The sequence below is a fragment of the Streptomyces venezuelae genome (assembly GCF_008642315.1).
GTDB classification, from domain to species: Bacteria; Actinomycetota; Actinomycetes; order Streptomycetales; family Streptomycetaceae; genus Streptomyces; species Streptomyces venezuelae_D.
The window spans coordinates 2,756,466-2,777,552 of sequence record NZ_CP029192.1; the positions used below are offsets into that span (position 1 = coordinate 2,756,466).

Annotated in this window: 15 protein-coding genes; 2 read left to right on the plus strand and 13 right to left on the minus strand. The window is 71.6% G+C overall.

Features of this window, described 5'->3' with window-relative positions; translation table 11 throughout:
• The first annotated feature begins 16 nt into the window (after positions 1-16).
• Positions 17-1,150: a PQQ-dependent sugar dehydrogenase gene (locus tag DEJ48_RS11490; RefSeq protein WP_150221117.1), complete on the plus strand. Its 1,134-nt coding sequence runs from the start codon at positions 17-19 to the stop codon at positions 1,148-1,150.
• A gap of 1 nt (position 1,151) precedes the next feature.
• Here DEJ48_RS11490 and DEJ48_RS11495 read toward each other — a convergent pair whose 3' ends face one another.
• From DEJ48_RS11495 to DEJ48_RS11525, 7 genes are all read right to left on the minus strand, one after another.
• Positions 1,152-1,397: a DUF6191 domain-containing protein gene (locus DEJ48_RS11495; protein WP_150216042.1), complete on the minus strand. Its 246-nt coding sequence runs from the start codon at positions 1,395-1,397 to the stop codon at positions 1,152-1,154.
• An 81-nt stretch (positions 1,398-1,478) separates the two neighbouring features.
• Positions 1,479-4,730 (minus strand): helix-turn-helix transcriptional regulator, encoded by a 3,252-nt coding sequence (locus tag DEJ48_RS11500; RefSeq protein ID WP_223831998.1) that lies wholly within the window; start codon positions 4,728-4,730, stop codon positions 1,479-1,481.
• A gap of 1 nt (position 4,731) precedes the next feature.
• Complete coding sequence (locus DEJ48_RS11505; protein WP_150216043.1) at positions 4,732-4,911, minus strand: hypothetical protein; 180 nt, start codon at positions 4,909-4,911, stop codon at positions 4,732-4,734.
• A gap of 217 nt (positions 4,912-5,128) precedes the next feature.
• Positions 5,129-5,809 (minus strand): hypothetical protein, encoded by a 681-nt coding sequence (locus DEJ48_RS11510; RefSeq protein WP_150216044.1) that lies wholly within the window; start codon positions 5,807-5,809, stop codon positions 5,129-5,131.
• 35 nt (positions 5,810-5,844) lie between these two features.
• Positions 5,845-6,420 (minus strand): GNAT family N-acetyltransferase, encoded by a 576-nt coding sequence (locus tag DEJ48_RS11515; protein WP_150216045.1) that lies wholly within the window; start codon positions 6,418-6,420, stop codon positions 5,845-5,847.
• Positions 6,389-8,650, minus strand: a complete 2,262-nt coding sequence (locus DEJ48_RS11520) for an MMPL family transporter (protein ID WP_150216046.1) — start codon at positions 8,648-8,650, stop codon at positions 6,389-6,391. Before DEJ48_RS11520 ends, DEJ48_RS11515 begins: the two co-directional genes overlap by 32 nt.
• A gap of 246 nt (positions 8,651-8,896) precedes the next feature.
• Positions 8,897-11,029, minus strand: coding sequence for a phosphocholine-specific phospholipase C (locus DEJ48_RS11525; protein ID WP_150216047.1), 2,133 nt, complete (start codon positions 11,027-11,029; stop codon positions 8,897-8,899).
• Positions 11,030-11,244: 215 nt separating this feature from the next.
• On the opposite strand from DEJ48_RS11525, the gene DEJ48_RS11530 reads away from it, so the two are divergent.
• Positions 11,245-12,417, plus strand: coding sequence for an SMI1/KNR4 family protein (locus tag DEJ48_RS11530; RefSeq protein ID WP_223831999.1), 1,173 nt, complete (start codon positions 11,245-11,247; stop codon positions 12,415-12,417).
• A 78-nt stretch (positions 12,418-12,495) separates the two neighbouring features.
• Here DEJ48_RS11530 and gatB read toward each other — a convergent pair whose 3' ends face one another.
• The 6 genes from gatB to ligA form a co-directional block, all read right to left on the minus strand.
• Positions 12,496-14,010 (minus strand): Asp-tRNA(Asn)/Glu-tRNA(Gln) amidotransferase subunit GatB, encoded by a 1,515-nt coding sequence (gatB, locus tag DEJ48_RS11535; RefSeq protein ID WP_150216049.1) that lies wholly within the window; start codon positions 14,008-14,010, stop codon positions 12,496-12,498.
• Positions 14,011-14,026: 16 nt separating this feature from the next.
• Complete coding sequence (locus DEJ48_RS11540; RefSeq protein ID WP_150216050.1) at positions 14,027-14,266, minus strand: hypothetical protein; 240 nt, start codon at positions 14,264-14,266, stop codon at positions 14,027-14,029.
• Positions 14,263-15,756 (minus strand): Asp-tRNA(Asn)/Glu-tRNA(Gln) amidotransferase subunit GatA, encoded by a 1,494-nt coding sequence (gene gatA, locus DEJ48_RS11545; RefSeq protein WP_150216051.1) that lies wholly within the window; start codon positions 15,754-15,756, stop codon positions 14,263-14,265. The genes DEJ48_RS11540 and gatA overlap by 4 nt, the downstream gene beginning before the upstream one ends.
• A 5-nt stretch (positions 15,757-15,761) precedes the next feature.
• On the minus strand, positions 15,762-16,058 hold the full coding sequence (gene gatC, locus DEJ48_RS11550; RefSeq protein WP_135333574.1) for an Asp-tRNA(Asn)/Glu-tRNA(Gln) amidotransferase subunit GatC: 297 nt from the start codon (positions 16,056-16,058) through the stop codon (positions 15,762-15,764).
• Between the two features lie 199 nt (positions 16,059-16,257).
• Positions 16,258-18,618, minus strand: a complete 2,361-nt coding sequence (locus tag DEJ48_RS11555) for a putative bifunctional diguanylate cyclase/phosphodiesterase (protein WP_411757445.1) — start codon at positions 18,616-18,618, stop codon at positions 16,258-16,260.
• 278 nt (positions 18,619-18,896) lie between these two features.
• Positions 18,897-21,080, minus strand: a complete 2,184-nt coding sequence (gene ligA / locus DEJ48_RS11560; RefSeq protein ID WP_150216053.1) for an NAD-dependent DNA ligase LigA — start codon at positions 21,078-21,080, stop codon at positions 18,897-18,899.
• Between the last annotated feature and the right edge of the window lie 7 nt (positions 21,081-21,087).

Genomic DNA, 21,087 nt, shown 5'->3' on the forward strand with positions numbered 1-21,087 from the left:
TGCTGTTACGGCCGCGATGGCCACCGCCGCCCTCGTCTTCGCGGCCGGGTGCTCGTCCGGCGGCGACGATGAACGGGACCGGGCCGAGAGCCCGCCGAAGCGGGACGGGACGAGCCAGTCCCCCACCGGCAAGGCGGGCGGCGACGCCCCGCCGGAGAAGGGCTCGGCGAAGGTCGTCCGCACCCTGACCACCGACCTCGAATCCCCCTGGGGCCTCGCCCCGCTGCCCGGCGGCGACCTGCTCGTGTCCTCGCGCGACGAGGGGACGGTCACCCGGATCGACGGGAAGACGGGCAAGAAGACGGAGCTCGGCTCGGTGCCGGGCGTCTCTCCCGGCGGCGAGGGCGGCCTGCTGGGCCTCGCGCTCTCTCCGTCGTACGCCTCGGACCACTTCGTGTACGCCTACTTCACGACGGAGTCCGACAACCGCATCGCCCGGATGCTGTACGACGAGAAGAAGCCGGAGGGCGAGCAGCTGGGCGCACCCGACACGGTCTTCAAGGGCATCCCGAAGGGCACGATCCACAACGGCGGCCGGATCGCGTTCGGCCCGGACAAGATGCTGTACGCGGGCGCGGGTGAAACGGGGGACACGGACCTCGCGCAGGACAAGAAGTCCCTGGGCGGCAAGATCCTCCGCCTCACTCCGGACGGCGACCCCGCCCCGGACAACCCCTTCGGCGACTCTCCCGTGTACTCGTTCGGGCACCGGAACGTGCAGGGCCTGGCCTGGGACGAGCAGAAGAGGCTGTGGGCCTCGGAGTTCGGCCAGGACACCTGGGACGAGCTGAACGAGATCAAGTCCGGCGGGAATTACGGCTGGCCGGAGGTCGAGGGCAAGGAGGGCAAGGAGGGCTTCCGCGATCCGGTCGCCCAGTGGAAGACCTCCGAGGCCTCACCGAGCGGCATCGCCTATGCGGAGGGCTCGGTCTGGATGGCGGGGCTGCGGGGTGAGCGGTTGTGGCGCGTCCCGGTGCGGGGCGTGGCGGGCGATCCGGAGCCGCAGGCGTTCCTGGAGGGCGAGCACGGCCGCCTGCGCACGGTGCTCGCGGCGGGCGGCGACAAGCTGTGGCTGGTCACCAATGAGACGGACTCGCGGGGCACGCCGGAGAAGGGGGACGACAAGATCCTGGAGGTGCAGGTGAAGTAGCTCAGTTGTCCGGATCGGCAGGGTCCGGGGATGCGGCGGAGTCCGGGGATGCGTGGGAGTCCGAGGTCACGTCGGTGCGTGGCGACGGCACGGGTGGGCGTACGACCACCTTGCCCGAGGACAGGTCTATCGGGCCGCGCCCCGGGTCGCCGTCGGCGTGGTCGACGCGGGTCAGTTCCAGGCGCTTCTGCTCGTCGTCGGTGTGCTTGCGGCCCGGCGCGAACAGGGCCTCGATCGCGTTGAACACTGCGCCTCCCAGGAGCCGAGATTCCGCAGTCCAGCGTAAGCGAGGCCGTCACGGTTCGGCCGGGGCGCGGGAACGAGCAGGTCAGCGCACCGCCTGCGTACTGCCCGCTACCTGGCCACGGCCCGCTGCCTGGCCTCGGCCCGGTGCCGGCCCGCGGCCCGGTTCATGCCCGGGGTCCGCCGCCTGTTCGCGGTCCGGCGTCGGGAACAGGCGCAGGCGGTGGGCGAGCGCGGCGGCCTCGCCCCGGCCGGTGACGGACAGCTTCGCCAGGATGTTGGAGACGTGGACGCTCGCCGTCTTCGGGGAGATGAAGAGCTCCTCGGCGATCTGACGGTTGCTGCGGCCCACGGCGACCAGCCGCAGGACGTCCCGCTCCCTGCTGGTGAGACCCAGCGCCTCGGCGGGGTCGGCCGGGGCCTCGGGGGCGCGGGGGGCCTCCGAGGGGTTCAGGGTGAGGCGGGCGCGCTGGGCGAGTCCGGTGATCGCGTCGGAGAGCGGCCGGGCGCCGAGCCGTTCGGCCACCTCCACCGCCTGGCGCAGGAGGCATGCGGCGCGCTCGCGGTCGGTGGTGTCCGGGCCGAGGAGGGACTCGGCCAGGCGCAGGCGGGCGCGGGCGAGGTCGAAGGGGCGGTCGAGGGGTTCGAGGGCGGTGACCACGGTGGTCCAGTCGGCCACGGTGTCGCGGCCCTCGGAGCGGAGGAGTTCGGCGCGGGTCCACTCGTCGTAGGCCCGCCAGAGCGGGATGGGGGTGGCGAGGGTCTTCGTGGCGCCGCGGATGCGGGCGAGGGCGGCGGGGCGGCCGGGTTCGGCGGCGGGCAGTCCTCGGGCGTCGGCCTCCATCCGGGCGGCGGCGAGCAGGAGGGGCCAGCCGTACTTGTAGGTGCCGAAGGGGAGGCCGGGGGCGACGCCGCGTTCGAGTTCGGCGCGGCCGTCGAGGATGCGGCCCTCGGCGGCGGCGACGCCCACGGCGATGCGGAGGAGGACGAGGAGGTACTGGGGCTGGGGGTCGTGGGTGCCGAGGTGCTGGTGGGCGGTCTGCATGTGCCGGGTGGCGGCGGCGTACTCACCGCGGTGCAGGGCCATGCGTGCGAGGCGTTCGGCGGCCGAGACACGGGGTTTTGAGCTGTGGACGCAGCGTTGGGTGTGGGCGACGGCGTCGGCGGCCTCGTCCCATCGGCCGAGGGAGATGAGGGACTCGGCGACGTTGGCCCAGACCCAGCCCTCGGTGTCGACCAGGCCGTACTTGCGGCAGAACTCGATGCCCTCCATGCCGACGCGTACGGCTTCGGCGGAGCGGCCGACTCCTTCGAGGGAGGAGGGAAGGTTGATGTGGACGCGGCTGAGGTTGGTGACCAGGGCGTCGCGGACGACGCGGTCCCTGATCTCGTACATCTCGGCGAGACCGGCCTCGGGGTCGCCGGCCTCGACGAGGAGGGCGCCGCGGGTGAGACGGGCGTTGAGCTCGATGACGTCGGCCTTGACCATGCGGGCGTACTCGACGGCGCGCTCGGCGGCCGCCAGGGTGTCGGGGCCCGGGTCGTGGAGCATGCCCCAGGAGGCGCGGTGGACCAGGACTTCGGCGTGCACCTCGGAGGGCGGCAGGCCGCGCATCAGCTCCTGCGCCTTGGCTATCTCGTCCCAGCCGTCGCTGCGGCCCAGGGTGGAGACCAGCCGGGAGCGGGCGATCCAGAACCAGGCGGCGCGGTGGGGGTCGTGGCCGTCGTCGAGGGTGCGCAGGGCGCGCTTGGTGATCTTCAGGGCGCGCTCGCGCTCGCCGCAGAGGCGGCCCGCGACCGTCGCCTCGGCCATCAGGTCCAGATAGTCGAGGGGGGTGGTGGCGGGGTCGCAGCCGCAAGGGGGGTAGCCCTCGACGTAGTCGGCGGGGCGGAGTTCCCTGCGGATGGCGTCCGGGGCGTCGTCCCACAACTCCATCGCGCGTTCGAGGAGACGCAACTGCTCGCTGTAGGCGTGCCGGTGGCGGGCTTCGACGGAGGCACCGAGGACGGCGGGCAGGGCCTTGGCGGCGTCGTGCGCGTGGTACCAGTAGGCGGCGAGGCGGGCGGCGCGCTGGTCGGCGGCGACCAGCGAGGGGTCGGCCTCCAGGGCTTCGGCGAAGCGGCGGTTGATGCGGGAGCGTTCGCCGGGCAGCAGGTCGTCGCTGACGGCCTCGCGGACCAGGGAGTGCCGGAAGCGGTAGCCGTCGCCGTCCGGGGAGGCGAGCAGGATGTTGGCGCCGACCGCGGCCCGCAACGCCTCGATCAGGTCGTCCTCGCCGAGCCCGGCGACCTCGGCGAGCAGTTCGTACTCGACGGTGGAGCCGCCCTCGGCGACGATGCGCGCCACCCGCTGCGTGTCCTCGGGCAGCTCCTCCACGCGGACGAGGAGCAGGTCGCGCAGGGAGTCCGTCAGACCGGCGCAGCTGTCGCCGCCGTGGGAGGCGACGGCGAGCTCCTCGACGAAGAACGCGTTGCCGTCGGAGCGGTCGAACACGTCGTCCACGAGGGACGGTTCGGGTTCGGCGGCGAGGATGCCGGCCATCTGGCGGGCGACCTCGTCCTTGGTGAGGCGGCCCAGTTCGACGCGGCGGACGGTGCGCAGCCGGTCGAGTTCGGCGAGGAGGGGGCGCAGGGGGTGGCGGCGGTGGATGTCGTCGGCGCGGTAGGTGGCGAGGAGGACGAGGCGGCCACCGCGCAGGGTGCGGAAGAGATAGGCGAGGAGGTGGCGGGTCGAGGCGTCGGCCCAGTGCAGGTCCTCCAGGGCGACGACGACGGTGCGGTCGCGTGAGAGGCGTTCCAGGAGGCGGGCGGTGAGTTCGAAGAGGCGGGCGGTGCCCTCGTCGGAACGGCCGCCGGGGGTGTGTCCGTACGGGGCGGGTCCCGCCAGTTCGGGCAGGAGTCTGGCGAGCTCCTCCTCCTGGCCCTCGGCCGCGGCGGCCAGTTCGTCGGGGAGCAGGCGGCGCAGGGCGCGCAGGGCGGTGGAGAAGGGGGCGAACGGCAGGCCGTCGGCGCCGATCTCGACACAGCCGCCGACCGCGACGACGGCGCCCTGTTCCTCGGCGGCGGCGGTGAACTCCTCGACGAGGCGGGTCTTGCCGACCCCTGCCTCGCCGCCGAGCAGCAACGCCTGGGGCTCGCCCGGGCCGAGGCCCCCGGCTCCTTGGAGCGGGGTGCCCGTGGCGCGGGCGAGCGCTTCGTTCAGTACGCCCAGTTCATCGGTGCGGCCGACGAACACCGGGCTGACGGACCTGGTCTCCACAGCCGCGAGCATCGCACAGTGCGAGGTCACCGCGGCACCCGTTATCCGCTGGGCGGACAGCGGTGCGGAGTCCGTCATGTCAGGCGGCCCGCGTGAAGCGGATCTTCCGGAGGGGCGTACTCACCGGCCCCTCGGCTTCGTCGCGGGCCGATCGGCGGGCGGCGGAGCGGCGCTTGCGGGCCTCGCCGACCAGGCGCTGGTGGTCGGCCTGGCGGGCCAGCTCGGCGGCGCGCATCTGGTGCATCTCGTACTCGAACATCTCGTGCCCCTCGGGTTCTCGGTGGTTTCGCCGGTGTCGTTCCCTGCGATGTCTCCACTCTCTTCTCCCAGGGGGGTCGCCCACATCGGGCGGCTGCCGCATCTCCGGAGCGCGGGGGGCCTTAGACATGACGAAGGGCGGGGCGGGGGCCTTAGCCCCTGCCCCGCCCTTGCCTTAGGCGTCCCGCGACGGGCCGCTCACGAAGGCGACGAGCCGCCTACGAAGGTGCCGAGGGGAGTCCGAGCAGCAGGTCGGAGTACTTGGCGATGGCGAGGACGAGCCCGATCACTCCGAGCACGAAGCCCGCCCACGCGACGGACTTGATCCACGGCGCCTGCTCCTTGCCGGGGGCGCCGAACGCGGGCCGGACGAGGACCAGGAAGCCGATGACGAGCGCGGAGAGCGCGAAGAGCCCGGCGACCAGCGCGGTGGCCTGCCAGGAGTCGCCGTACATCGCCTGGAGCTGGTCGGAGACGCTGGCGGACTGCTTGGTCTCCAGCTGTCCCATGATGTTCGAGCGTGCCCCGGCGATCGTGCCGAGCCAGCCGCCGGAGAGGCCGATCACGCCGAGCGCGGCGGAGACGACGGCCGCGGCGCCCTGGCCGACGCCGGTGGACTTGGCGGCCACCACGGGTTCCACGTCGAGGTCGGAGTCGGCGTCGGAGTCGGACGCGTCCAGCGCGTCGTCACCCGCGTCCGCGTCCGCACCCGCGCCCTTGTCTGCCCGCACGTCCGAGTCCGTGACCGCGTCCGTGCCCGCATCCGGCTTCGTGTCGGCCGCGTCGGACTTCGTGACGTCGACCGTCTCCGGCTCTCCGGCCCCGTTCACTTCGTCGGCCTCGGCCCCGGTCCCGGCCGTGCCCTTGGCGGCGGCCGCGTCATCTGTCTTAGTACCCATGCTCCGCACCGTACGGACGGAGTCTGAGAGCTCTCTTAACGCGCGTCCCCGGCGTCGCCCGCGCCGCGCATCGCCCGCCACTCCGGCGCCAGGACGGACCAGACCTCCATGTCGTGCCGGACCCCCTGCCAGGGGAAGCTCTCCCGCAGCACGCCGTCCTTGGTGAAGCCGAGCCGCTTGGCGGCCGCCTTGCTGCGCTCGTTGAGCGAGGAGACGAGCCACTCCACGCGGTGCATGCCGCGCTCGTCGACGGCCCAGTCGATGAGGACCTTGGACGCCTTGTTGACGAGTCCGCGCCCGGCGGCCGACGGCTCCAGCCACACACCGATCTCGCACCCGTCCACGCTGGTGTCGAAGATCCGGAAGAGGACGCCGCCGACGAGCGTGCCGTCCAGCCAGATGCCGTAGAAGCGGCCGGTGTCCGCGGCCTGCTTGTCGGCGAAGGTCTGGAGGTGCTTCCGCGCGCCTTCGAGGTCCTTCACCGTCGCGGTGAAGGGCACCCACGCCTGCGCGTACTCGCGCGCACGCTCGACGTGCTCGAGGAACTCCTGCGCCTGCCACGGCTCGATCGGCCGCAGCTCAGCGCCCTCGCCCAGCGATATCGCGAACATCCTGCTCCTTCGGCCCTGTCATGTCGTCGGCTTCGTCCCGCTGTCCGGGGATCTTCGCATGTGCGCCGCCCGCGTTCGAACGACATTCGGGCGGCTCGATGCTGATGCGCGGCAGGAGGCGGTCGAGGCGGCGCGGCAGCCACCAGTTGGCGCCGCCGAGCAGATGCATCAGGGCCGGCACGAGCAACGTGCGCAGCACGAAGGCGTCGAGTGCGACGGCCGCCGCGAGCGCGATGCCGAACATCGCGATGACGCGGTCGCCGCTGAGGACGAAGGCGAGGAAGACCGAGATCATGATGACGGCGGCGGAGTTGATGACGCGGCTCGTCTCGGCGAGCCCGACGCGGACGGCCCGCCGGTTGTCACCGGTCTCCAGCCACTCCTCGTACATCCTGCTGACCAGGAAGACCTGGTAGTCCATGGAGAGTCCGAAGAGGACGGACACCATGATGACGGGGAGGAAGGGCTCGATGGGGCCCGCCCTGCCGAGGCCGAGCAGTTCGCTCCCCCAGCCCCACTGGAAGATCGCGACGACGACGCCGAAGGCGGAGGCGACGGCGGCGACGTTCATCGCGGCGGCCTTGAGGGGGATGCCGACGGAACGGAAGGCGAGCAGGAGCAGGACGCAGCCGAGCCCGATGACCACACCCACGAAGAGCGGCAGTTTGCCGACGATGACCTCGGCGAAGTCGTCGTAGCTCGCGGTGACGCCGCCGACACGCAGGTCCAGCGAGCGGTCGGCCTCGGCCCGCGGCAGGACGTCCTCGCGCAGCCGGTCGACGAGCGCGCTGGTCGCCTCGGACTGCGGCGCCGATTCGGGGACGACGGTGAGGAAGGCGGCGCGGCCGCCGTCGTCGTACGTCACCGGGCTGACGGAGGCGATGCCCTCGGTCGACTTCAGCGTCGTGACGAGGTCGTCGAGGGCGACCCGGCCGCCCGCTCCGTAGACGTCGCCGACCAGGGTGAGGGGGCCGTTCACGCCGGGCCCGAAGCCCTCGGCGAGCAGGTCGTACGCCTGCCTGGTCGTGGCCTTCGCCGGGTTGTTGCCCTGGTCGGACGTGCCCAGGTGCAGGCCGAGCGTGGGCAGCGCGAGCACGGCCATGACGAGGACCGCGATGGCACCGAGCGCCTTGGGGTGGCGCTCCACGAACGCGGCCCAGCGGGCGGCGAACCCGGTCGGCAGCTCGGGTTCGGGCCCGTGTGCGGCGATCCTGCGGCGTTCGCGGCGGCTGAGGGCGCGCGGGCCGATCCAGCCGAGGAGGGCGGGCAGCAGCGTCACGGAGGCGGCGACGGTGAGGACGACGGTCAGCGAGGCGGCGATGGCGACGCCGTTGAGGAAGCCGAGCCGCAGGATGAGCATGCCGAGGAGGGCGATGCAGACGGTGGCGCCCGCGAAGACGACGGCGCGTCCGGTGGTGGCGACGGCGCGTTCGGCGGCGACGGCGACGGGCAGGCCGCGTTTGAGGCCCTTGCGGTGTCTGGTGACGATGAAGAGTGCGTAGTCGATGCCGACGCCCAGGCCGATGAGGGTGCCGAGCATCGGGGCGAAGTCGGCGACGGTCATCAGGTGGCCGAGCAGCACGATGCCGGCGTACGCGGTGCCGACGGAGACCAGTGCGGTGGCGATGGGCAGGGCGGACGCGGCGAGGGAGCCGAAGGCGAGGAAGAGGACGACGGCGGCGACGGCCACGCCGACGACCTCGGCGACCTGGGCGCTCTTGGACTCGGTGAGCCCGATGGCGGTGCCGCCGAGCTCGACCTGGAGGCGGTCGGACGCGGCGGCCTTCGCGGTGTCGACGACGGCCTGCGCGTCCGCCTTGTCGATGTCGTCGGCCTGTTCGCGGAAGGTGACGATGGCGTACGCGGTGCGGCCGTCCGGGCTGATCCTGCTCGCGCTCCCGGCGTCGTACGGCCCGGACACGGACGCCACCGCGGGCTGTTCGGCGATCTTGCCGAGGGCGTCGGACATCGTCTGCTCGATGTCGGCGGCGCGGACGGAGGTGCCGGGTCCGGTGTGCCAGACGACGGTGTCGCTGTCGCCGCCGAGGCCGTGGAAGTTCTCGTTCAGGAGCTGGGTCGCGCGACCCGACTCGGTGCCCGGCACTTCGTAGTCGTTCGAGTACGCGGATCCGGCGACGGCCGCGGCCGATGCGGCGCCGCCGAGAGCGAGGAGCCACAGCAGGACGACGACGAGGCGGTGCCTGACGCACCAGCGGGCAAGTGCTGCCACGGACCGGCTCCCTGGTTGTTTTCGTGGATCTTCACCGGGAGCGGCAGTCGACGAACTGAACGGCCCGCAAAGAACGCAAGAACGCATGAGTGGCGACATGTGCGCCGCAGCCACTTTCGCAGCCCTTGGAGATCGTTGGTCCGGTTCGTGGCCTTCCTCACAAGAGCACAAGAGCACAGGGAGCGCGGGAACTCATCGCGAGCCTCTCGCGCCCCCTGTGCACGCCGTGCGCGTGCGTGCCGTGCGTCAGCCGGAGATGCTCGCGCGGCCGTTCTCGATGTGCCCCATGAGCCTGCGCCGGAAGGCGGCGTCCCCGTCGGCGGTCACCTCGACGTCGTACCAGCCGTGCTCGCCGGCGGTGTGCCACGCGACCGTACGGCTGCTGCGGGCCTTCACACGGACGGTCCGCGTCCGCCGCCGGATGTCCGATTCGTCCACGTAGCCGAGCGGCTTGACGGTGAAGACGAGGTCGCGGCGGCCCCGGTTGGCCAACGTGAGGTGGATCTCGCGCCGGGTGATCGCGGAGGCGACCCGCGCCCCGCCGTCCTTGCCCTGCCCGTCCTTGCCCCCGCCGTCCTTGCCGCCCGCGAACTCGCGCCGGAAGCCGTTCGGACCGGTGACGGTGAAGGAGTACGTGTCCCCCGGCACCGGCACGGTCCAGGAGCCCTTGCGCACGACGTCCTGATGCTGCGGGATCGTGAACTCGCCCGCGTACGGGTAGAGAGCGAAGTGGGCGCTGGAGCTGCCGCCGTTGCGCAGCCGCACCGTGAGCGTGCCGTCCTCGTCGCCCGGCCTGACGTCGGCGTCGGGCTGGTAGGGCAGCGGGCGGGCGCGGCGGACGCCCGGTTCCTGGACCGGCATGGACTGCTTCAGGGGCGGCTGCGGGGACCAGCGGCCGCTGAACGGGGGGATGGCGCCCGGCTGCTCGACGTCGGGCCGCCGGTGACCACGGTGGAAGTCGAAGGCGCCGGTGAGGTCGCCGGTGACCTTGCGGCGCCAGGCGCTGATGTTGGGCTCCCGCACGCCCGTCCACTTCTCCAGGAAGCGCACGACGGAGGTGTGGTCGAAGACTTCGGAGCAGACGTATCCGCCGACGGTCCACGGCGAGACGACGAGCATCGGCACGCGCGCGCCGAGCCCCGTCGGCTTCCCCTCCCAGCGCTCCTCCCGCTCCTCGGCGGAGTCGCCGCCGGGCACGGGCGGCGGTACGTGGTCGAAGAAGCCGTCGTTCTCGTCGTAGTTGATGAAGACGGCGGTGCGGCGCCAGACGTCCGGGTGCGAGGCGAGGGCGTCGAGCACCTTGTAGACGATGGTCGCGCTGTGGATCGGCGAGGAGACGCTGGGGTGCTCGGAGTCCAGGGCGGACGGCACCAGATAGCTGACCTTCGCCAGCCTGCCCCGCGCGACGTCGTCGGCGAACTCCTCGGCGAGCTTCCCGGTGGGCACGCGCCGCAGACCGCGCTCGAAGAGGGACCGCTCCCGCTTGTTCAGCGTGGCGACGCCCTCCTCCAGGGTGGCGAGCAGCTCGGTGCGCTCGGTCTCGTCCTTCGCGTCGCGCACCTTGGCGTAGAAGGCCTCCATGAAGGTGAGGCCCGTCTTGGCCAGGGCCTTGCGGGCGATGGCCTTGAAGGTGGCGAAGAACTCGATCTGGTTGTCGGTGAAGTTCTCCCACTCGGTGTACGTCTGCCAGCTGACGCCCGCCTTCTCCAGGCGCTCGGCGTACGTGCCCCAGCCGTACCCCGGGTGCGTGCCCTCGGCGTACGCGTCGTTGCCGACGGCCCGCTTGCCGTTCGGCTCGTACCCCGTCCTGCCGCTCCACAGGTGGTTGCGGTTGGGGCTGGTGGAGGTGTGGATGGAGGAGTGGTAGGCGTCGCAGACGGTGAAGGTGTCGGCGAGTTCGTAGTGCAGCGGGATGTCCTCGCGCGTGTAGTACGCCATGGTGGCCGCCGTCTTGGCGGTGATCCAGCCGTCCATCCAGCCGTCGTGCCAGGCCTTGGCGCCGCCGCTCCAGGAGTGGTCGAGCGCGCCGATGTACTGGAGGTCCTTCTTCTGCGTCTCGGCGGCCTGCCGCACGGGGAACGGCAGGATGGTGCGCAGGGCGCTCGGCTGCTCGAAGACCGAGGCGCCCCCGGGGAGACGTATCGCGTTGCGGTCGCCGAAACCGCGCACACCGCGCAGGGAACCGAAGTAGTGGTCGAACGACCGGTTCTCCTGCATCAGGATGACCACGTGCTCGATCTTGTCGAGACCGCCGTGGGCCGGCGGCTCGTGCGCGAGCGCCTCCTGCAGCGAGGGCGGCAGGAACGAGCCGACGGCGGCGGCGCCGAGCGCGCCGCCGCCGATCGCCATCAGGCGTCTGCGCGAAATCTCCGGAGTCACGTGGGACCTCCCAGTAGTCCTGGCCGACATCCAATGGTTCTCGGCTGATCCATTGACCTGTACGGCGGGGACGCTAGTGACGCCCGGTTTCCTTGTGAAGGCTGCGGGACGAAGTCGCGGTGAACGTCCAAAAGTTCACCACGGCAGTCCATGGCGGACGGCTGTGCCGACGGCGGCGGGCAGCGATGTCAGTGGCGGGTGTCATTCTCGGACACATGGAACTCGCCCACCGCATCGCCGCCTTCACGGAGCTGGTCGGACCGCCCGCCGACGCCGCGCCCGCCGTCGACTGGGCCACGGTGGAGGCCTGGCTCGAAGTCCCGCTCCCCGGGGACTACAAGTCGCTGGTGACGGCGTTCGGCCCGGCTGAAATAGGCCACGGCGCCGCGTCCGTCCGGCTGCACACCCCGTGTGTCAGCGCCGACGGGCGGTACGACTACGGGGCATGGGTGGTCGAGACGCACCGGCACTCCGCGATACGGCCGGGGATGTTCACCCAGGAGCGGCGCCGCTTCCTGCCCGACGAGGGCGGCCTCCTCGCCTTCGCCACGACGGCCGAGGGCGACCACCTGTTCTGGGACACCTCGGTCTCGAAGGACCCCGACGCCTGGCCGGTGGTGCTCCTGACCACGTCCGTCGCGGTCGGCGGCGCATCACCCTGGGTTTCCTACGGAACCTCGCTCCTCGACGTCCTGTCGAGGGCCGCCCGCGACGGCGGCCCCGCACGCACCTGGGCGCCGCTGGCGGGCGCCGCGCCGTGGTCACCGCCGCCCCGGGGGACGTACGTCGACGCACGCCAGCACGCCGCGCTCACCGAGGGCGAGGGCCTGGAGGCGATCACCGCGCTGATACCGCCGCCGCTCACCCCCCACCTGGGCAAGGGCAGTTGGGAGGCGCTCTTCGAACGGCTCGGGACGCGGCTGCCCGCGGACTTCGTGGCGCTGTCGGAGGCGTACGGCGCGGGGAACTGGAGCTGGTGGCTCGACATGCCGGTGCCGCTCGACCTCGACCACCGGCTCGGCCTCGCGGCGGGCACCGAGGAGATGCTGGAGGGATACCGCAGCCTGCGCGAGAGCTTCCCCGAGTACTACCCGATGCCCGCCTGGCCCGAGCCCGGCGGCTTCCTGCCCGTCGTCTCGACGATCGACGGCGACCAGATCGGCTGGTGCGCCGAGGGCGACGATCCCGACCGGTGGCGCGTCGCGGTCAACCCGCGGCACGCGGACCAGGGACCGCCCCTGGAAACGAACTTCACCGACACACTGCTGAACTGGCTGCGCGGCGGCCGCCCCGCCGGTGAAGGCTTCTTCTGGCTGCGCAAGGACCAGGACCCGCTGGAGCACATGTTCTTCGAGCCGTTCGGGGAGCCGCGGGAGGAGAACCCATGACGCGCCGGACCCGGTGCGTACGCGAAAGGGCGGCGCGTCCGTCGGGACGCGCCGCCCTCACTTCCGGCGAAGAGAACCTCAGCCTTCGCTGACGCCCAGCTTCTCCAGGATCAGCTCCTTGACGCGGGCCGCGTCGGCCTGGCCACGGGTGGCCTTCATGACCGCGCCGACCAGCGCACCGGCAGCCGCGACCTTGCCACCGCGGATCTTGTCCGCGACACCGGGGTTGCCGGCGATGGCCTCGTCGACGGCGGCCGTCAGGGCGCCCTCGTCCGAGACGACCTTCAGGCCGCGCTTCTCGACGACCTCGTCCGGCGCGCCCTCGCCCTTCAGGACACCCTCGATGACCTGGCGGGCCAGCTTGTCGTTCAGGTCGCCCGCGGAGACGAGCGCGGTCACCCGGGCGACGTGCGCCGGAGTGATCGGGAGCTCCTCAAGGGCCACGCCCGACTCGTTGGCGTTGCGCGCCAGCTCGCCCATCCACCACTTGCGGGCCGACGCCGCGTCGGCGCCCGCCTCGATGGTGGCGACGATCGGCTCGACCGCACCCGCGTTGAGGATCGACTGCATGTCGTGCTCGCTGATGCCCCACTCCTCGCGGAGGCGGTTGCGGCGCACGCGCGGCATCTCGGGCAGACCGGCACGCAGCTTCTCGACCCACTCGCGGGCCGGGGCGACGGGCACCAGGTCGGGCTCCGGGAAGTACCGGTAGTCCTCGGCGTTGTCCTTGATGCGGCCCGAGGTGGTGGAGCCGTCCTCCTCGTGGAAGTGACGGGTCTCCTGCACGATGGTGCCGCCGGAGTTCAGGACCGCCGCGTGACGCTGGATCTCGAAGCGCGCCGCGCGCTCCACGGAGCGCAGCGAGTTGACGTTCTTCGTCTCGCTGCGCGTGCCGAACTCCTGCTGCCCCTTGGGACGCAGCGAGAGGTTCACGTCGCAGCGCATCTGGCCCTTGTCCATCCGGGCCTCGGAGACGTCGAGCGCCTTGATGAGCTCGCGCAGCTCGGCGACGTACGCCTTGGCGACCTCGGGGGCACGCTCGCCCGCGCCCTCGATCGGCTTGGTGACGATCTCGATGAGCGGGATGCCGGCGCGGTTGTAGTCCAGGAGGGAGTGCGAGGCGCCGTGGATACGGCCCGTCGCGCCACCGACGTGCGTGGACTTGCCGGTGTCCTCCTCCATGTGGGCGCGCTCGATCTCCACGCGGAAGACCTCGCCGTCCTCCAGCTGGACGTCCAGATAGCCGTCGAAGGCGATCGGCTCGTCGTACTGGGAGGTCTGGAAGTTCTTCGGCATGTCCGGATAGAAGTAGTTCTTCCGGGCGAAGCGGCACCACTCGGCGATCTCGCAGTTCAGCGCGAGGCCGATCTTGATCGCGGACTCCACGCCGATCTCGTTGACGACCGGCAGGGCGCCGGGCAGACCGAGACAGGTGGGGCAGGTCTGGCTGTTCGCGTCCTGCTTGAGCGCGGTCGAGCAGCCGCAGAACATCTTGGTCTTGGTGCCGAGCTCGACATGGACCTCAAGGCCCATGACGGGGTCGTACGTCGCGAGGGCTTCCTCGTACGACACCAGGTCAGAAGTGACAGTCACGGTGAAACTTTCCCTCTCAGCCCAGCAGGACGTCGTCGTCGCCGAGGCGCTTGAGCTCGCGTACGAGCAGCGCGACGCCGGTGACGATGGCGGCAGCGGAGACGACGGCGTCCACGAGACGGAGCGTGTCGTGGTCAGAGCGGGCCATCCTGGCCTGCTTGAGCACGCTGACCGCGCCGAACGCGGTGGTGCCGATCGACAGGTACGTGCCGGTCTTGGACTTCTTGAAGCCCTTGGCCTTGTTCAGTGCACTCACAGCGACGGTGCCTCCTCAAGCAGCGGGTGACCCCACTTTTCCACGAAGGCGGCCTCGACGGCAGCGCCGACCTTGTACAGCCGGTCGTCCTTCATGGCGGGGGCGATGATCTGCAGTCCGACGGGCAGGCCGTCCTCCGGCGCGAGGCCGCAGGGCAGCGACATGGCGGCGTTGCCCGCCAGGTTGGTCGGGATGGTGCACAGGTCGGCGAGGTACATCGCCATCGGGTCGTCGGCGCGCTCGCCGATCGGGAACGCCGTGGTCGGCGTCGTCGGGGAGACGATCACGTCGACCTGCTCGAACGCCGCTTCGAACTCGCGGGTGATGAGCGTGCGGACCTTCTGGGCGCTGCCGTAGTACGCGTCGTAGTAGCCGGAGCTGAGCGCGTACGTACCGAGGATGACGCGGCGCTTGACCTCGTCGCCGAAGCCCGCCTCGCGGGTCAGCGCGGTGACGTCCTCCGCGGACCGCGTGCCGTCGTCGCCGACGCGCAGGCCGTAGCGCATGGCGTCGAAGCGGGCGAGGTTCGAGGAGCACTCGGAGGGCGCGATCAGGTAGTACGCGGAGAGCGCCAGGTCGAACGTCGGGCAGTCCAGCTCGACGATCTCGGCACCGAGCTGCTTGAGCAGCTCCACCGACTCGTCGAAGCGCTGCACGACACCGGCCTGGTAGCCCTCGCCGCGGAACTGCTTGACGACGCCGACGCGCATGCCCTGGACCGAGCCGTTGCGCGCGGCCTCGACGACCGGCGGGACCGGGGCGTCGATGGACGTCGAGTCGAGCTCGTCGTGACCGGCGATGACCTCGTGCAGCAGCGCGGCGTCGAGGACGGTGCGGGCACAGGGGCCGCCCTGGTCGAGGCTGGAGCTGAACGCGACCATGCCGTACCGGGACACGCCGCCGTAGGTCGGCTTGACGCCGACCGTGCCGGTGACGGCCGCGGGCTGGCGGATCGAGCCGCCGGTGTCCGTGCCGAGGGCAAGCGGGCTCTCGTACGAGGCGAGGGCGGCGGACGAACCGCCGCCGGAGCCGCCGGGGATGCGGGTGAGGTCCCAGGGGTTGCCGGTGGGCCCGTACGCGCTGTTCTCGGTGGAGGACCCCATGGCGAACTCGTCCATGTTGGTCTTGCCGAGGATGACGACGTCGGCGGCCTTCAGGCGCTTGGTGACGGTCGCGTCGTACGGCGGGATCCAGCCCTCGAGGATCTTCGAGCCGACCGTGGTCGGCACGCCCTCGGTGGTGAAGATGTCCTTGAGCGCGACGGGGACGCCGGCCAGCGGGCCGAGCTTCTCGCCCCGGGCGCGCTTCTCGTCGACGGCGCGGGCCTGCGCGAGGGCGCCCTCGCGGTCGACGTGCAGGAAGGCGTGGACCTTCTCGTCGACGGCGTCGATGCGGGCCAGGTGGGCCTCGGTGACCTCGACCGCGGTGAGCTCGCCGGAGGCGATCCTCGACGCGATCTCTGCTGCGGTGAGCTTGATGATGTCCGTCATGGCTTTCAGTCCTCCCCCAGGATCTGCGGCACCTTGAAACGCCGCTGCTCCTGGGCGGGGGCGCCCGAGAGCGCCTGCTCGGGGGTGAGCGACGGGCGGACCTCGTCCGCGCGCATGACGTTCGTCAGCGGCAGCGGGTGCGAGGTCGGCGGTACGTCTTGGTCGGCGACCTCGGAGACGCGGGCTACCGCGCCGATGATGTCGTCGAGCTGTCCGGCGAAGTGGTCGAGCTCCTCGGCCTTCAGCTCCAGACGTGCAAGGCGGGCGAGGTGGGCGACCTCCTCGCGCGTGATGCCAGGCATGCGGCGATCCTCAGGGGTGAGTGTGTGGGTTGTGCCCCAATCCTATGGGTCACCGACCCGTGCCCGTGAAACGGTTTCGTCCCCTGTCGCTCCGCGACGGACACCCCGTCGCTCCGCGAGGGCACCGCGCGGGTGGGTGGGTGGGTCACGGGACACCCGGCACGGGGCGCGGCTCGCCGCGTTGTGCCGGGGCGCGGGGCTACTGGACCACGTGGCCCGGGGTTTGGTCTGCGGAGGCGTTCGCCGCTTCGGCCGCCACGTCCGCCGGGCGGCGCCAGCCCCGGGAGCCGCGGGCGCGGAGCCACGCCGTCGTCTCCTCGGCCGGCATCGCGGCCGCGACCAGCCAGCCCTGGACCGCGTCGCATCCGAGGTCCCGCAGCCGCTCCCACGTCTCGTCGTCCTCGACTCCCTCGGCGACGACGAGCAGGCCGAGCGAATGGGCGAGGTCGACGGTGCAGCGGACGATCTCCGCGTCCTCGTTGTCGACGGCGAGGCGGGCGACGAAGGAACGGTCGATCTTGAGTTCGCTGACGGGGAGGCGACGTAGGTGGACCAGGGAGGAGTACCCCGTGCCGAAGTCGTCGAGGGACATCTTGACGCCGTGGCCGGTGAGGCCGGCGAGGGTGTCCGCCGCGCGCTGCGGGTCTTCGAGGAGGACGTGCTCGGTTATCTCGAGCTGCAGGGCTCCCGCGGGGACCCCGTGGCGGGCGAGGCGCGCGGCGACCGCTCCGGCGAAGCCGGGGGTGTGCACGTCGCGCGGGGAGACGTTCACGGCGACGGGGACCTTCAGGCCCTGGGCCTGCCACTTGGCGACCTGACCGAGGGCGGTCTCCAGGACGTACTCGGTGAGGTGCGGCATGAGGCCGGACGACTCGGCGATCGCGATGAACTCGTCGGGCGGCACCTTCCCCCGTTCGGGGTGCACCCAGCGGACCAGCGCCTCCAGGCCCGCGACCTGTCCGTCGAACCGGACCTTCGGCTGGTAGTGCAGCTCGACGTCACCCGCGTCGAGCGCACGGCGCAGGTCGCCGAGGAGGCCGAGGCGGTCGGGGGTGTTGGAGTCCCGCTTGGATTCGTAGACCTCGACGCCCGTGCGGTCCCGCTTGGCCTGGTACATCGCGACGTCCGCACGCCGCAGGAGGCCCTCCGCGTCGAGTGCGTGGTCGGGGAAGACCGCGAGGCCCGCGCTGGCCTCCAGGACGAGGGTGAGGCCGTCGAGGTCGAGCGGGGAGCCGAGCGCGGCGACGAGCTGGCGGGCCACGCGCGTGGCCGATGTCGTGGAGTCGGCAACCGGCAGCAGGACGGCGAACTCGTCACCGCCGAGACGCGCGGCCTCGGCGCCGCGGGGCAGTGCGAGGCGCAGCCGGTCCGCGATCTGGAGGAGCAGCCGGTCCCCCGCGAGGTGGCCGAGGGTGTCGTTGACCGACCGGAAGCGGTCCATGTCGATCAGCATTAACGCGGAGCGTGCGCCGATCCGCTCGGCGTCGTCGAGGGCGGTCCAGGTCCGTTCGAGGAGCCACTGGCGGTTGGGCAGGCCGGTGAGGGGGTCGCGGAGCTGCTCCTCGGCGCGGGCTCGGGCTATCCACAGGGTGGAGTCGAGGGCGACCAGCGGGATGGCGAAGAGGGGCAGCAGGATCGGCAGGGAGATCGCGACGACGCAGATCAGCGGGGCGATGCCGAGCAGCGCGATGCCGAGCAGTCCCTGGCGGACGAGCGCGGTGCGGGTGACGGTGGGCAGGGCCTCGGTGCGCGGCGCGTGGACGTACCAGAGCAGGACGCGGGTGACGGCGAGGTAGGCGACGGCGACCAGCGCCACCTGAGGTGCGGTGTAGAGGTCCCAGGTCTCGGGGAGCCAGGGCGATTCGGCGCTGGGTGCCGTGCCGAACGCGGCCAGCGTGAGTGCGCCCGCGCCGATGCCGAGGATGTCGACCGCGCCGTGCAGCAGGCCCTGGCGCCAGCGGTGCCTGCGTGCGACGCCGACGAGGACGACAACGGTGAGGCTGACCATGCCGGCGGGCACCCAGCCGTAGAGCAGGAGGACGGCGACGGTGAGGGCGCCGCCGGAGCCCGTGCCGCCCCACCAGCGGTCGCGGCCGAGGGCGACGAGGTGGCCGACGATGAGGCCGGTCAGGACGGCGAGGGACCAGCCCGCGGCGCCGGTGGGGAACAGGGCGTGGCGGCCGGTGAGGGCCTGGAAGAAGCCGGTGCCGAGCAGCACGGCGGCCGCGGCGACGGTCAGGAGGGGCAGCAGCGGCCAGGGGTCACGGGCGTCCTGCACGGCCGGTACGCCCGGCCCCGCGAGGGTCGCGGGGCTGTCGGTGCCGTGCTGCGGTGCGGCGGTCCAGGCCCGTTCGCGTGGTTCGACGGCGGTGCTCAGCGCGCAGGGTCCGGAGCCGGCGGCGGGCTGCGGCATGCTGCCCTGGTCGGTGGTCGTCGCGGTCCGGCGGCCGCGCAGCCAGGCCGGCGCGCGCCACCGGCGCGCGCGCAGCCGTGAGTCCGGGGCGGCGCTCTCGGTCGGTTCCATTCCCGTCCCTCTCACAGCCGGCGGTGCCCACGCCATGCGGACTCGGCCCTGAAGCGGCCGCGCCCATGAATCCGTCCCCGCACTCCGCACGAGCAAGGAGATGCGGTTCTCCCGCACTCGCGCCGAGCAGGGGATGCCCCCTTCCAAGCTCTTGATGAGCAGGTGATACCCCGTTCGCAGCGGGGCACGGCAGGCGCACACCTCAACAGTAGGCCGCAGAAGGCTTCCACGGGCAGCGGTCGACTACGGTTGCCCGAATGCGACCCGGCCACCCGTATGCCTCTGGTATGCGCCGAACGGGTGGCCTTCAACCGCTACTCCTCGGTCGGAAGCGCGACTTCCCGCGCCGCGTCCGGTCCTTGTTCGAGCAGGACAGAGAACCCTTCCTCGTTGAGAACCGGAACCTTCACCTGCATGGCCTTGTCGTACTTCGACCCGGGGTTGTCGCCGACGACGACGAAGGAGGTCTTCTTGGAAACGGAACCGGTCACCTTGGCTCCCCGGCTCTGCAGGGCCTCTTTTGCGCCATCCCGGGTGTGGTGTTCGAGCGTTCCCGTGACGACGACGGTGAGGCCCGCGAGCGGGCGCGGACCCTCGTCCTCGCCGCTCGACTCCTCCTCCATGCGCACGCCGGCCTCCCGCCATTTGCGCAGGATCTCCCGGTGCCAGTCCTCGGCGAACCACTGTTTGAGGGAGGCCGCGATGGTCGAGCCGACGCCCTCCACCGCGGCCAACTCCTCCTCGGTGGCCTGATCGATGCGGTCGATGGAACGGAACTCGCGGGCCAGCGCCTCGGCGGCCACCGGGCCGACGTGCCGGATCGAGAGGCCCGTGAGGACGCGGGCGAGGGGGCGCTCCTTGGCCGCCGCGATGTTCTCCAGCATGGCCAGGGTGTTCTTCTTCGCCTCGCCCTTCTGGTTGGCGAAGAAGGTGACGACCTTCTCCTCGCCGGTCTTGGGGTCGCGCTTGGGCAGGCCCGAGTCCTGGTCGAGTACGTAGGACTTGATGGGGAGGAGCTCTTCGACCTTCAGGTCGAAGATGTCGCCCTCGTCGAGGATCGGCGGTTCGGCGGGCTCCAGCGGCCTGGTCAGGGCGGCCGCGGCGACGTACCCGAAGTTCTCGATGTCCAGGGACTTGCGGCCCGCGAGGTAGAAGAGACGTTCACGCAACTGGGCGGGGCACGACTGGGCGTTGGGGCAGCGGAGGTCGATGTCGCCCTCCTTCATGGGGCGCAGCGCCGTGCCGCACTCGGGGCACTCGGCGGGCATCACGAACTCCCGCTCGGTGCCATCCCGCAGGTCGACGACGGGGCCGAGGATCTCCGGGATGACGTCTCCGGCCTTGCGGATGACGACCGTGTCCCCGATGAAGACGCCCTTCTTCTTCACCACGTCCTGGTTGTGCAGGGTGGCGAACTCGACCTCGGATCCTGCGACGGTGACGGGTTCCACCTGCGCGTACGGCGTGACGCGGCCGGTGCGGCCGACGCCGACGCGGATGTTGATCAGCTTGGTGTTGACCTCCTCGGGCGCGTACTTCCACGCGATGGCCCAGCGCGGCGCGCGCGAGGTGGAGCCGAGGCGGCCCTGCAGCGGGATCTCGTCGAGCTTGACGACGACGCCGTCGATCTCGTGCTCCACGGAGTGGCGGTTCTCCCCGAAGTACGTGATGAAGTCACGGACGCCTTCGAGTCCCTCGACCACCTTGTTGTGCTTGGCGGTGGGCAGGCCCCACTCGTGCAGCAGCTCATAGGCGTGGCTGAGGCAGTCGATGTCGAGGCCCTCGCGAGCGCCGATGCCGTGCACCACCATGTGCAGCGGCCGGGTGGCGGTGACGCGCGGGTCCTTCTGGCGCAGCGAACCCGCCGCCGCGTTGCGGGGGTTGGCGAAGGGCTTGTCGCCCGCCTCGACGAGGCGGGCGTTGAGCTCCTCGAACTTCTCCATGGGGAAGAAGACCTCGCCGCGGATCTCCACGAGGGCGGGGACGCGGTCGCCCGCGAGGCGCTGCGGGATGTCGGCGATCGTGCGGACGTTCGGCGTGATGTCCTCGCCGGTGCGGCCGTCGCCCCTGGTCGCGGCGCGGGTCAGCTTCCCGTCCTCGTACGTGAGGTTGACCGCGAGGCCGTCGACCTTCAGCTCGCACAGGAGGTGGAAGTCCGGGGTGCCGGCCTCCTTGGCGACGCGGTCGGCCCAGGCGGCGAGCTCCGCGTCGTCGAACGCGTTGTCCAGGGACAGCATGCGCTCGCGGTGCTCGACGGCGGTGAACTCCGTCTCGTACGAACCCGAGACCTTCTGGGTCGGCGAGTCGGGGGTGCGGAGCTCGGGGTGCTCCTCCTCCAGCGCTTCGAGGGAGCGCAGGAGCTTGTCGAACTCGGCATCGCTGACGACCGGTTGGTCCTTCACGTAATACCGGAAGCGGTGCTCCTCGATCTGCTCGGCCAGCTGGGCATGCTGATCCTGTGCCTCGGCGGGCACAGAGCCTTGCTGTTCGACAGCCACCGTTTCG

Bases quoted from the DNA above. Each gene is read 5' to 3' on its own strand.
- DEJ48_RS11490 (WP_150221117.1), top strand. From the start codon at position 17: ATGGCCACCGCCGCCCTCGTCTTCGCGGCCGGGTGCTCGTCCGGCGGC.
- DEJ48_RS11500 (WP_223831998.1), bottom strand. From the start codon at position 4,730: ATGACGGACTCCGCACCGCTGTCCGCCCAGCGGATAACGGGTGCCGCG.
- DEJ48_RS11505 (WP_150216043.1), bottom strand. From the start codon at position 4,911: ATGTTCGAGTACGAGATGCACCAGATGCGCGCCGCCGAGCTGGCCCGC.
- DEJ48_RS11510 (WP_150216044.1), bottom strand. From the start codon at position 5,809: ATGGGTACTAAGACAGATGACGCGGCCGCCGCCAAGGGCACGGCCGGG.
- DEJ48_RS11515 (WP_150216045.1), bottom strand. From the start codon at position 6,420: ATGTTCGCGATATCGCTGGGCGAGGGCGCTGAGCTGCGGCCGATCGAG.
- DEJ48_RS11530 (WP_223831999.1), top strand. From the start codon at position 11,245: ATGGAACTCGCCCACCGCATCGCCGCCTTCACGGAGCTGGTCGGACCG.
- gatA (WP_150216051.1), bottom strand. From the start codon at position 15,756: ATGACGGACATCATCAAGCTCACCGCAGCAGAGATCGCGTCGAGGATC.
- gatC (WP_135333574.1), bottom strand. From the start codon at position 16,058: ATGCCTGGCATCACGCGCGAGGAGGTCGCCCACCTCGCCCGCCTTGCA.
- DEJ48_RS11555 (WP_411757445.1), bottom strand. From the start codon at position 18,618: ATGGCGTGGGCACCGCCGGCTGTGAGAGGGACGGGAATGGAACCGACC.